Source organism: Blautia sp. KLE_1732_HM_1032 (genome assembly GCF_025147905.1).
GTDB classification, from domain to species: Bacteria; Bacillota; Clostridia; order Lachnospirales; family Lachnospiraceae; genus Blautia_A; species Blautia_A fusiformis.
In genome coordinates this window covers 1,552,357-1,564,937 of sequence record NZ_CP102266.1, presented here as the reverse complement: position 1 = coordinate 1,564,937, position 12,581 = coordinate 1,552,357, and the positions used below count along the sequence as shown (strand labels likewise).

Here is a 12,581-nt window from a genome sequence, read left to right as displayed (position 1 = left end):
CAGTCTTATTCTGCCTCGATCACGTGCATCATATTTGTCACTGCACCACGACCGTTTGTCATGTTGGTCGCAGGGTCTCCTGCTGTAAATACAACAAGGTCTCCTTTATGTATCAGATGACGGCTGCGGACAACATTCATAGCCTGAGACATGATATGGTCCGTGGTATCTCTCTGATATCCTTTCAGAGGTGTTACACCCCAGATCAGCTGAAGTTTATGCTGGATGGTTGAGTTTGGTGTGATCGCATAGATCGGAACCTTCGGACGGAAATTGGAGATCAGTCTGGCTGTATTTCCACTCATTGTCGGTGTTACGATAGCGTTCGCCTTCAGGTTCTTTGCAGTACGCACCGTTGCAAGTGCCACTGCACTGGAGATCTTCTCTCTTCCGTCCATGGAACGATGTTCAATAAACACTTTATAATCCAGATGCGGCTCTGTCATCTCTGCGATATCTGCCATCATCTTAAGAGCATCAACCGGATATTTCCCAGCTGCTGTCTCTCCGGAAAGCATGATCGCATCGGTTCCGTCGTAGATCGCATTGGCAACATCAGCTACCTCTGCACGTGTAGGACGCGGATTACGGATCATGGAATCAAGCATCTGTGTTGCTGTAATAACCGGTGTATAATGTTCGTTACACTTACGGATGATCTCCTTCTGAATGTGAGGTACCTGGCTTGCAGGAATCTCCACACCAAGATCTCCTCTGGCAACCATGATACCGTCAGATGCTTCAATGATGGAATCAATATTCTCAACACCCTCTGCATTCTCGATCTTCGCGATAATACCGATATCCTTTCCACCATTATCATTCAGAAGCTTACGGATCTCACGGATCACCTCTGCGGAACGAACAAAAGATGCCGCGATGAAATCAAATTTCTGCTCGATACCAAAGATAATATCCTTTTTATCCTGCTCTGTGATTCCCGGAAGATTTACTTTTACATAGGGAACATTTACACCCTTCTTCTCTCCCAGCTCACCACCGTTTAAGATATCACAAACAATATCGGTTCCCTTGATCGCCTTAACCTCCAACTCGATCAGACCATCATCAATGAGGATTCTGTTTCCCGGTTTTACATCCTTGTAAAGTGTCTCATATGTGATAGCAACCTTTGTGCTGTCGCCTTCAAAATCGCCAATTCCAAGTACAAACTGTTTTCCCGCTTCCAGCTTAACCTTCTGTCCGTCCTTTAAAAGTCTGGTACGGATCTCCGGTCCCTTTGTGTCAAGAAGCATGGCAATAGGCATATCAAGCTCCTCACGAAGCTCCTTGATCATATCTACACGGCCCTTCTGCTCCTCGTGGTCTCCGTGAGAAAAGTTGAATCTGGCAATATCCATTCCATTCTCCATAAGAGCCTTCAGAGTTTCCCTGTTATTGCTGGCAGGTCCAAGTGTACAGATAATCTTAGTTTTTTTCATAATAATGTTCTCCTTCGTTTGTGCGTTTTACTGTACGTGTTTATGTGTAAATAAATGATCCTGACAATATTCATAATTTCCGTTGCACTTTGAGCAGAAACGAAACTCCAGGTTTGGGTCATCCTTTTCGGTACGTCCGCAGATCGCACATTTATGCTTGGCGATCCCATCCGGACCGGACCCTGTTCTGGAAGGAGCCACAGCCTTCTTAAACTGCTGCCTCCTGTGGATCTCCTTCGGATTGTATCGGTTCATATCACGGGTACTGAAATAAAAGATCACAAAGTTTAAAAGTGATGCTACGATCGGTACTACACCTACCCAAAGCCCGACTCGAAGATAAGATACGATATCCCACGCAATGAACAGTCCGTATACAAAGGCCATCCATTTCATCCTGATCGGGATCACAAACATAAGAAGTAGCTGAAGATCCGGATATGTGACTGCATAGGCAAGGAAAATAGAAAGACTGATATAATATGTGGTAAAAATATTTCCGCCAAAAGAATAGGCGATCCCGTTCATAACCACATAACCACCTGTAAATACATGTAAAAGCACTGCTGCGATCACAGTAAACAAAACACCTGAAAAAATATACAATGTGTACCGGAAAGTTCCCCAGGTACGTTCCAGTGAAGTACCGATCGGATAATAGAAAAAAAAGATTGCGAGAAGGAACATCACAAGATTGCCGGTTCCTCCCACACTGGACGGCGGATAGATCACCCATGTCACCAGTCTCCAGATCTGTCCCTTCATGACCATGGACATATCAAGACTCAGCATATTCAAAACTCCCGGAGCAAACATAGCCAGAAAATACCCCAGCACATAACATCCGATGATGTAAACAGTCAGATTCGGAACCCCGAATCTTCCGAATTTACGTTCCAGTTTGTCGATAAATTTCATTAAAATCTCCTTTCAGAAAACTTTTGAAAATCAGAAAAATCGCTTCTTGGAAAGAATGATCGCTGCCACAACACTGATTGCCACAGAAATCAGGATAATGATCAGAAATCCCAATGGACTCCTTGATAAGGGCATACCGGAACCAGCCACATTCATTCCGTAAGCACTGAACACAATAGTCGGAATACTCATGACAATAGTAATGATCGCCAGTACCTTCATAACGATATTCATATTATTGGAGATGATCGATGCAAAAGCATCCATAGTTCCGTTCAGGATACCGCTGTACACATTGGCCATTTCGATCGCCTGCTTATTCTCAGTGATGACATCCTCCAGAAGATCGGTGTCCTCCGGATATTTCTTGATGCTGTCTATCTTCAGAAGCTTCTCCAGCACAACCTCATTGGACCGGAGTGATGTGATAAAATAAGTCAGGGATTTCTGCAGCTCCAGAAGCTCGATCAGCTCTTCATTTCTTGTGGAAAGATGCAGTTTTTCTTCCACCTGCTCACTTTTTTTGTCAATGATACGCAGATAACGCAGGTACATGCTCGCATTTCTGTAAAGGATCTGAAAGATAAAACGGGTCTTCATATAGGTAAAAAAGCTCCGGACTCTTCCCTCCATAAATCTGGTAAGAACCGGTGTGTCCTCCAGACAGATGGTAAAGATCATAGACCCCGTCACAATAATGCCAAGCGGTATTGTCCCATACCAATCCTTGTCATTACGTTCCTCGATCATAGGAACATCAACCAGGATCAGTGTATAATTATCCTCAACTTCGATACGTGACCGTTCTTCCTCATCCAAAGGGGATCGTAAATCGTCAACCTCTATATCAAACTTCTCGGAAAATTCAAAAATCTCTGTTGCCGTCGGATTCGTCAGCGCAATCCAGCAGCCTTCCTCCGGTTCCTGTATCTGGTGGATGGCTCCGTCTATTGTCTTGTAAATCCTTACCACGATTCCCACTTCCCTTCTCTTGCTTTTCTTTTGCCAGGGCAAAATTCTTTTTTATTATAAATAGTCAAAATAGCTTTGTCAATTCATACCTTTTCTTTTTAAAAGAGCTTTTAAATAATTTTACATGATCTTTACATAAAAATTCATTCTGCCTTCCACGTTCTTTACATTTTTTCCGGCTTCCTATATAATGATTCCAGAATTCCAACGAAAGGAAGTTATACAAATGAGTCAGTCATCATTCGGAAAAAAATTCGTGGTTACCACCTGGGGAGAATCTCACGGCAAGGCTATCGGCGCCGTTCTCGACGGCTGTCCCGCAGGTCTTTCTCTCTGCGAAGAAGATATCCAGGTTTTTCTTGACCGGAGAAAGCCCGGTCAGAGCCGTTATACAACTGCCCGTAAGGAAGGAGATCTGGTGGAAATCCTTTCCGGAGTTTTTGAAGGAAAGACTACCGGTACTCCAATTTCTCTTCTGATCCGCAATACAGATCAGCGTTCCAGAGATTACGGAAATATCGCATACTCCTATCGTCCCGGTCACGCAGACTTTACCTTTGACCAGAAATACGGATTCCGTGATTACCGTGGAGGTGGACGCTCCTCCGGAAGAGAAACCGCCGGACGTGTGGCAGCCGGTGCCATTGCCATCAAGCTGTTAAACGAACTTGGCATTACATTTACTACCTACGCAAGATCCATCGGTCCTGTAGAGATCCGGTCCTTCTCAGAAGAAGAGATCCGAAATAATGCACTCTGCATGCCAGATGCCGATGCAGCCGCAAAGGCATCTGCCTATCTCGAACAATGTCTGAACAGTCAGGACAGTGCCGGCGGTGTGATCGAATGCCGCATCAAAAACGTTCCTGCCGGTCTGGGCGATACGGTTTTTGACAAGCTGGATGCTACCCTCGCTCATGCGATCATGTCCATTGGTGCTGTAAAAGCTGTTGAGATCGGTGACGGCATCAACGTGACACGTCTTACCGGTTCCGAAGACAACGACGGTTTTGTACAAAAAGACGGCATTATTTCCAAAACTTCCAACCACGCAGGTGGTATTATGGGCGGTATGAGTGACGGCAGCGATATCATTCTCCGTGCACATATCAAACCTACTCCTTCCATCAGTCAGTCTCAGTCTACTGTGACCAACACCGGAGAAAACCTGGAGCTTGAGATCAAGGGCCGGCATGATCCGGTGATCGTACCGCGTGCAGTAGTCGTTGTGGAAGCTATGGCAGCACTTACCATTACAGATGCACTTTTTAACAATATGAGTGCACGGATGGATCATATCCACGAATTTTATCAGCGGTAATTTCACATTTTGACCTGTCAGATAAAAAAATATAAATGCGCAAAAAAACAGACTCAGGGAAAGTTCCTACTCGTCCCTGAGCCTGTTTTTGTCTGCCTGTGCAAGACTTACTTTGATCAATCCTGTTCTTAATCCAACTGCTCCCATGTATCCGGTACCGGCCAGATATGGATACAGTTCGGTGTCTCGATCTTTCTCGGTTTTTCGTTCATCATGATGATATTCTTTTCATAATCCACAGTGAAAACGGTAATACTGTTGCTGGCATGATTGGCAATAGCAATATGCTTGTTATCCGGGAAGATCATAAGATCCTTCGGGTAATCACCACTGATCGGAAGTGTAAATTTCTTGGTCAGAAGGCCTGTTTCCTGGTCTACTGCATACATAGTCACAGTATTTTCCCCTGCTGTTGTACAGAAAAGATATTTACCGTCCGCAGAAAGAGACATACCGGAAGCTGCGTTATGGAGCGCATCATTGGAATCCTCTTTTCCAAGAGTGGTAATGCTCTGAAGCAGCTGAAACTCCGGGTTCTTACCGCTTCCGTCATAGCTGTATACCTTCACCTCATTGCTGAGCTCAAAAAGAAGATATGCAAATCTTCCGTCATCACTGAAGCGGATGATACGAGGGCCGCTCTCTCTCGGGCAGCGAAGAATGTCAACCAGCTCCAGTTTGTCTTTCTTCTTATTGATACGATAGATCTTAACCTGATCGATACCATTATCTACCGCACAGAGATACTTATTATCCGGTGTCGGACGTACACAATTAACATGCGGACGGAAGTTACGCTCTGCCACGCTTCCAAGTCCCTTGTGGAAAACGCCGTCCATAACACTTCCCAGACGGCCGTCTTTATGTGTATGTACAACCGTTACCTTACCATCATGGTACCCTGCCACATAAAGATATCTTCCGTCCACATCTGTTGCAAGATAGCAGCCTCGCATTCCGTTGATATCCACACTGTTGAGGCGGGTAAGATCACCGTTCTTGTCTCTTTCAAATACAGCTACACCCTCATCCTCAATGGAATACAGATATTTACCGTTTTTTGATACTGCCAGATGAGAAGCATTGCTAACTTCCACTTCGCTTCGTTCTGTGAGTGTTCCTTTTTCTACATCTACATCGTATACCTGAATTCCCTTACTGGTTCCATGGGTATATGTTCCCACGTAAGCCACGTACTTCTTTTTTCCCATAAGTTCTGGCCTCCTGCTTTTTACATTGGTTACGTATTTTTGTGTTTATTTTATCACAAAGCTTCTGCAAGAACAAGTTACCATCCTGTTATCTTTTGTGCAATTTTTTATGCAAAGCTACCGTTCACTATGGCGTTCACACATAATCCACGCAAATGGATCGGCTCCTGCGCATCCATTACGCCTCTTTACAGATCTCCCAAAGCGCCTCTCATTGCTTCCAGAGTTTCATCAATTACTTCATCTGTATGCGCTGTGGAAAGGAACATCGCCTCAAACTGGGAAGGTGCAAGATGAATGCCTCGTTTCAGCATTCCCTTGAAATATTTTGCAAAAAGCTCCAGGTTGGATGTTTTTGCAGAAACATAGTCTTTTACCTCCTGGTCTGTAAAGAAAATACTTGCCAGAGAAGAATCATAGTTTACCTGATATGGAAGACCTTTTTCCTCCACGATCTTCTTCAAGCCGCCGTAAAGCTTCTCACCTTTGGCAGCCAGATCTTTGTAGATTTCCTGATGCTCATAGAGATATTTCAGCTGTGTGAAACCTGCAGCCATGGCAACCGGGTTTCCGCTTAAGGTACCTGCCTGGTATACAGGACCACACGGTGAGATCAGATCCATGATCTCCTTACGTCCGCCATAAGCACCTACCGGCATTCCTGCGCCGATTATTTTCCCGTAAGTGACAAGATCCGGACGGATACCAAAATACTCTGCTGCTCCGCCAAAGGCAAGTCGGAAGCCTGTGATCACTTCATCAAAGATCAGCAGACAATTATGCTCATCGCAAAGCTCACGAAGCCGCTTTAAGAAGCCTGGTTTCGGAGGAACCACACCCATGTTTGCTCCTACTGCCTCCACGATCACGGCTGCCACATTTCCCTCTTCCTGTTTGAGAAGTGCTTCCACACTGGCGGCATCATTGTAGGTAGCCGTCATGGTATCCTGTGTACAGCCCTTCGGAACACCGGCGCTATCCGGAATACCACTTGCCATGACACCGGAACCGGCACTTACCAGAAGGCAGTCACTGTGTCCGTGATAGCAACCTGCAAATTTGATGATCTTGTCTTTTCCGGTAAAACCTCTTGCTGCACGGATGGCACTCATAACAGCTTCTGTTCCTGAGTTTACCATACGGATCATATCTACATGTGGAATATGTTCACAGATAAATTCTGCGATCTCTACTTCGATTCCTGTAGCACAGCCAAAGCTCAGGCCATTTTCGCAGGCCTTGATCACACTCTCGCGGATCTCCGGGAAATTATGTCCCAGGATCATCGGGCCCCAGGAATCAATGTAATCCACATAACGGTTTCCATCTACATCATAGATGTAGCATTTATCTGCTTTTTCAATAAAACGAGGTGCCTCACCGATGGCTCCGTAAGATCTTACCGGGCTGTTTACGCCTCCCGGGATTCTTTTTACCGCACGCTCAAATAACTGTTCTGATCTTGTCATCAGCCGATCCTCCCTTCATCCATAAGTCTTGCCAGAAGCTCCGCATAATAGGTAAGATAGATCTGCGCACCGGAACGGAATGCTCCTGTAGCCATCTCACCCACGATCCTTTCTTCGTCGATCCAGCCGTTTGCAGCTGCTGCTTTTACCATTGCATACTCACCACTGACACTGTATGCGGCAACCGGAACGTTTGTGATCTCCTTTACCTGCCAGATCATGTCCTGGTATGCAAGAGCCGGTTTTACCATGATGATATCTGCACCCTCTTCCACATCTGCAAGTGCCTCTTTCAGCCCTTCTCTGCTGTTGTGAGGATCCATCTGGTAGCTTTTTCTGTCCCCAAAAGACGGAGCAGAATCTGCTGCCTCACGGAACGGGCCATAAAATGCAGAAGCATATTTTACTGCATAGGACATGATCGGTGTTGTATAATGTCCGGCCTTGTCCAGACACTGACGGATCGCTGCAACACGACCATCCATCATATCAGACGGAGCAACCATATCTGCACCTGCCTCCACGTGGGAAAGTGCTGTTTTTGCAAGAAGCTCCAGCGTCTTGTCATTGTCCACATCATGACCGCAGAGAACGCCGCAATGGCCATGGGAAGTGTACTCACACATACATACATCTGTTACATAATAAAGCTCCGGAAATTTCTCTTTTGCAATGCGAAGAGCTCTCTGAACGATCCCCTCCGGATCATAGGCACCGCTGCCCACTTCATCCTTATGGTCAGGAATACCAAAAAACATCACACTGCCTACACCGGCTTTGGAAAGCTGTTCCAGTTTATACGGAAGACGGTCCAGGCTGTAACGGTACTGCCCGGTCATGGACGGAATTTCTTCTTCCTTATTTTCTCCTTCCATTACGAACATAGGATACATAAGAGAAGATTTATCCATTCTTGTCTCACGTACCATCTTACGAAGGTTTTCGCTACCTCTTAATCTTCTTGGTCTTTTTGTCAGTTCCATGATCATTCGCTCCTTTTCATATCCTCCACCAGCTTGACAAGACTGTCAATGGTGGCTTTTTCTGACATATATGCTTTCATTCCAAAGCTCTCAGCAGCCGCCTTCGTCTGTCTGCCGATGCAGGCCGCCTTAACCTTTGAATAATCCAGTCCTTTTGTTCCCTCTACAAATCCCTTCACAGTGGAGGCACTTGTAAACACCGCACAGCTGATCTGTCCTGTTTCAAATTCCTTCTTCTCATCGATGAGCTGGCTCTTTTCGTAAAGAGTCTGATAAGTCGGAACATCCTCGACCACAGCGCCTGCCTGTGCAAGAAATGCGGTGAGCTTTTCATTACCCTTTTCTGCCCGCGGGATAAGTATCTTTTCTCCACCGGAAAGAAGCTCTGAAAGTTCCTTTCCAAGAGTATCCCCGTCATATACCGACGGCACAAAATCTGCCAGCAGACCTCTTTCCTTCAGGGCCTTTTTTGTTCCTTCCCCGATCACGGCCAGACGGGCATTTCCCATGGCACGGATATCTTTTCCATGGCGGATCAGTTCTTCAAAAAATACCTTTACACCTGTAGGGCTGGTAAATACAAGCCACTGATATTCCTCCAGGTGATCCAGCGCTTTATAGAGACGGCTCTGGTCTTCCATGGGGACAGTACGGATCGCCGGAAGCTCCAGAACCTCCGCGCCTTTTTCACGAAGCATGTCCGCAGTTCTGGAAACAAGCTCCTTCGGTCTTGTGACAAGGACCTTCCATCCTGAAAGCGGCAGTTCTTCATACCAGCCAAACTTCTCTGCCAGTGTACATACCTTACCCACCACAATGATCGCCGGTGTCTCGATCCCCTGGCGTTTCACCTCTTCTTCCAGGGTAGAAACTGTTGCTACGATCCGTTTCTGACCTGCTGTAGTTCCCTTCTGCAGGATTGCCGCAGGCATGTCCTTTTCCATTCCTGCACCTATCAGACCCTCGCAGATATCCGGAAGTGCGGACACGCCCATCAGAAATACAAGCGTTCCCTTTGTATCAACAAGTGCCCGGAAGTCTATATCATATTCTTCTCCGGCCCTCTTATGTCCTGTAATGATGTGGACTGAAGAACAGAAATCTCTGTGTGTTACCGGAACCCCGTTATATGCCGGTACTGCAATGGAGGAAGTAACACCCGGAACAACCTCATAAGGGATCCCATTCTCCCGAAGAAGCTCCAGCTCCTCTCCTCCTCTTCCAAAGAGGAATGGATCTCCGCCTTTCAGGCGCACCACACGAAGACCCCGCTGTGCCTCCTCAAGAAGTACCTGATTGATATTTTCCTGACGCATGATATGGTGACTGGCACGTTTGCCTACATTGATCAGCCTGGCATTTTCCGGGATTCTTGACAGAACTCCCTGACCTACCAGACTGTCATAGACGACCACATCTGCCTGTTCCAGCACTTTGAGGCCTTTTAATGTAAAAAGGCCGATATCGCCAGGACCCGCTCCTACCAGCCATACTTTTCCTGTTTTCATCTGTTTTCTCCTTTTTTCCGAAGAGTTTCTGCCAGTTCCCTGCCTAAGCTTTCCGCATCTGCCTTATTGCCACGCAGTGTTCCTGTTACATAGGAACCGTCTTTTTCATTATAATAAAGCCCTCTGAGATAGATCTCATCCCCGAGAATTTCCGCATGGGCAGCCACCGGAGAAGAGCACCCTCCATCCAGGAGCTTTACAAAAGCACGCTCCGCACTTCCCGCGGTCCAGGCATCCTTATCACAGTAGCCCTCCAGGAAATCATAAGCTTCCCCTTTTCTTCCCTGTACAGCAAGGATTCCCTGACCAGCAGCCGGAATGATCTCATCTGCTGTAAAATACCGGTTGATCCTGGATTCCAGTCCAAGTCTCTTAAGGCCGGCAGCAGCCAGGATCAATGCACTGTACTGTCCTTCATCCAGCTTCCGGAGTCTTGTCTGAAGATTTCCGCGGATACTTCTGACATCCATATCCGGATACAGTTTTTTAAGCTGTAAGGTTCTCCTTAAGCTGGAGCATCCAAGGGGCTTGCTTTTATCAAGTTCAGAAGCTCCCTCAGGAAGAACCAGTACGTCTCTCGGATCTTCTCTTTTGGAAAAAGCCAGAAGCGGCAGCTCCTCCGGAACCTCCATAGGCATATCTTTCAGGCTGTGTACAGAAAGAATACTTCTTCCATCTATCAGTGCTTTATCCAGCTCCTTTACAAAAAGCCCTTTTCCGCCAACCTTATCCAGTGTACGGTCCAGAATGATATCCCCGGTAGTTTTCATAGTGAGGATTTCCACTTCCAGATCCGGATTTTTTTCTTTTATGTAGTCACGGACCATTTCGCTCTGCAGCACTGCAAGCTTACTCTCTCTGCTGCCGATCACGATCTTATCTCTCTTCATCTTCATCCTGCTCTCCCAATACTTTTTCCAGCGCATTCTGGATCTCTTCCCTTACACGCTTTGCTTTTTTGTGATCCAGTCCGCTGGCTGTAACTCCAACTACCATTTCATCCCGCATATATACGCCTGGGAAATAAAAATCACAGGCTTCCCGGTCGGAGGCTACATTAACATAAATGCCCTCCTCCTTACAGACACGGTGGATCTCATCATTCAGCTTCCAGTCATTGGTGGCTGCGATCACCATATATGCATTGGCAAAATCAGAACGTTTCACGGGACGGATATACAGAGTCACGGTTCCTGCTTTCCCGAGATCCATAAGCTCCTGGGTCACTTTTGTAGCCACTACCGTGATATTTCTTGTAAATTTCAGAAGAGTTTTTATTCTTCTGGTAGCAATATTACCACCACCTGCCACAACGATATTTTTATCGGACAGGTCTATAAACATGGGGAAATAAGGTTTATTCTTCATAAAGTTTCTCCAGTCCTTCCACACATTCCAGAAAAGCATCCTGGTTCAGACTGTCCCGAAGCCCGAAGATCAGCTTGTTCACAACCTTTCCGGCTGCAGTATCCACTGCTTTTTTCAGGTTTTCTCTGTCTGAATCCTCCATAGGAGTTTTCCGGAAGATTTTTTCGATCCTCAGGTTCAGATCTTCCACAGCATCCGCTTTGATCTCCTGGATGCGCGGGATGATATCACGACCTTCCAGCCACTGGAAAAATTCGTTCATCTGGGCCTTCACAATGGCTCCTGCTGCTTCTAGGTTATCTGCAAGTTCCTTCGGTGTCTCGCCGGTTCGGAAGCTGTCCATATCATAAAGTGTGATGTTATCTTTTTTTCGGATCTCCGGATCAATATCTCTTGGAACTGCCAGATCGATAAGGATCATAGGTCGTTCCACACGTACATCCTCAAACAATTCTTCCGTCAGTGTATAATTGGGGCTTGCTGTTGCGCTGACCACCAGGTCACACTCCGGCAGATAATCCATTCTCTCACCATAATTGATCCTGCTGCATCCAACAGGAATGCTCACAACACCACTTCTGTACTGACGGATCGTAACCGTCACATCCGCTCCTGCTTCACGCAGTGTCTGGGCAGCCATCTTCCCCATCTCACCGTTTCCGATCACCATACAGACTTTATTGCGAACATGATAACCGCCCTCTTCCAGAAAACGGATGGCCTGATGGATCACAGAAGGATTTCCATGGGAAAACGGCACTTCCGTTTTGATCTTCTTGCCTGCAGTTACCGCCATACGGAAAAGCACCTCCAGAACACTGTCTGTGGTAAACTCATCCCTTGACATACTCAACGCATCTTTTACCTGGGTCAGGATCTGATCTTCCCCCAGGATCTGGGATTTCAGTCCGCTGGTAAGATAAAACAGGTGTTCCACCGCCTCTTCGTTTTCTCTGCTGGTAAAATACTTCTGGTATTGTTCTCCCTGCACACCTTTCAACGAGCAGAGCCACTGATACAGGTCCGGCTTCTCCTCATCTGCAGTACTTACCCACAGTTCCAGCCGGTTACAGGTCGACAGAATAATACACCCGCAGATCCCAGCTTCTTCTTTCAGCCTGCGCAACGCCTCTCCGGTATTTTTACGGGTAAAAGCAAACTGCGCTCTGACATCTACAGGTGCCATATTATGATCGATTCCAATCATGAATATACTCATGTCCTACGTTTCTCCTTTGTTTCCACAATCTTTTATAATGATAAACATTTCCGTAAGGAAAGTCAACTACGATTGACAATGTCAGCCCTCCCTTTTATAATATCTTATGGTAGAAATTGCGGATCATCTTTATATTCCAGCGGAGAAATATAAAGAGTTTATCATAATCA

11 protein-coding genes are annotated in these 12,581 nt (G+C 46.3%); 1 reads left to right on the top strand and 10 read right to left on the bottom strand.

What is annotated here, in order from left to right:
• Positions 1 to 5 precede the first annotated feature (5 nt).
• The 3 genes from pyk to NQ489_RS07390 are packed head-to-tail and all read right to left on the bottom strand — an operon-like array spanning position 6 to position 3,332.
• Positions 6 to 1,442 (bottom strand): pyruvate kinase, encoded by a 1,437-nt coding sequence (gene pyk, locus NQ489_RS07400; protein ID WP_021653035.1) that lies wholly within the window; start codon positions 1,440 to 1,442, stop codon positions 6 to 8.
• Between the two features lie 27 nt (positions 1,443 to 1,469).
• A complete protein-coding gene (locus NQ489_RS07395) occupies positions 1,470 to 2,360 on the bottom strand; it encodes a hypothetical protein (RefSeq protein ID WP_021653034.1) in 891 nt (296 codons plus the stop codon).
• Between the two features lie 30 nt (positions 2,361 to 2,390).
• Complete coding sequence (locus NQ489_RS07390) at positions 2,391 to 3,332, bottom strand: magnesium transporter CorA family protein (protein ID WP_022426904.1); 942 nt, start codon at positions 3,330 to 3,332, stop codon at positions 2,391 to 2,393.
• 226 nt (positions 3,333 to 3,558) lie between these two features.
• Between NQ489_RS07390 and aroC the strand changes: the two genes are divergently transcribed.
• Positions 3,559 to 4,653 (top strand): chorismate synthase, encoded by a 1,095-nt coding sequence (gene aroC / locus NQ489_RS07385; protein ID WP_044962434.1) that lies wholly within the window; start codon positions 3,559 to 3,561, stop codon positions 4,651 to 4,653.
• A 128-nt stretch (positions 4,654 to 4,781) separates the two neighbouring features.
• Here aroC and NQ489_RS07380 read toward each other — a convergent pair whose 3' ends face one another.
• From NQ489_RS07380 to hemA, 7 genes are all read right to left on the bottom strand, one after another.
• Positions 4,782 to 5,864 carry a lactonase family protein gene (locus tag NQ489_RS07380; protein WP_015525261.1) on the bottom strand — a complete coding sequence of 361 codons (1,083 nt, stop codon included), beginning with the start codon at positions 5,862 to 5,864 and terminating at the stop codon, positions 4,782 to 4,784.
• 188 nt (positions 5,865 to 6,052) lie between these two features.
• Entirely contained in the window at positions 6,053 to 7,333 is a 1,281-nt protein-coding gene (hemL, locus tag NQ489_RS07375; protein WP_015525262.1) for a glutamate-1-semialdehyde 2,1-aminomutase, read from the bottom strand.
• Positions 7,333 to 8,316 carry a porphobilinogen synthase gene (gene hemB, locus NQ489_RS07370; RefSeq protein WP_022426908.1) on the bottom strand — a complete coding sequence of 328 codons (984 nt, stop codon included), beginning with the start codon at positions 8,314 to 8,316 and terminating at the stop codon, positions 7,333 to 7,335. Before hemB ends, hemL begins: the two co-directional genes overlap by 1 nt.
• Before the next feature lie 2 nt (positions 8,317 to 8,318).
• A complete protein-coding gene (gene cobA / locus NQ489_RS07365; protein ID WP_021653029.1) occupies positions 8,319 to 9,824 on the bottom strand; it encodes a uroporphyrinogen-III C-methyltransferase in 1,506 nt (501 codons plus the stop codon).
• Complete coding sequence (gene hemC / locus NQ489_RS07360; protein ID WP_022426910.1) at positions 9,821 to 10,714, bottom strand: hydroxymethylbilane synthase; 894 nt, start codon at positions 10,712 to 10,714, stop codon at positions 9,821 to 9,823. The genes cobA and hemC overlap by 4 nt, the downstream gene beginning before the upstream one ends.
• The gene (locus tag NQ489_RS07355; RefSeq protein ID WP_015525267.1) at positions 10,701 to 11,192 is read right to left on the bottom strand and encodes a precorrin-2 dehydrogenase/sirohydrochlorin ferrochelatase family protein; all 492 of its coding nucleotides are present in this window, start codon (positions 11,190 to 11,192) and stop codon (positions 10,701 to 10,703) included. The genes hemC and NQ489_RS07355 overlap by 14 nt, the downstream gene beginning before the upstream one ends.
• Positions 11,182 to 12,411: a glutamyl-tRNA reductase gene (gene hemA, locus NQ489_RS07350; protein ID WP_021653027.1), complete on the bottom strand. Its 1,230-nt coding sequence runs from the start codon at positions 12,409 to 12,411 to the stop codon at positions 11,182 to 11,184. The genes NQ489_RS07355 and hemA overlap by 11 nt, the downstream gene beginning before the upstream one ends.
• Positions 12,412 to 12,581 lie beyond the last annotated feature (170 nt).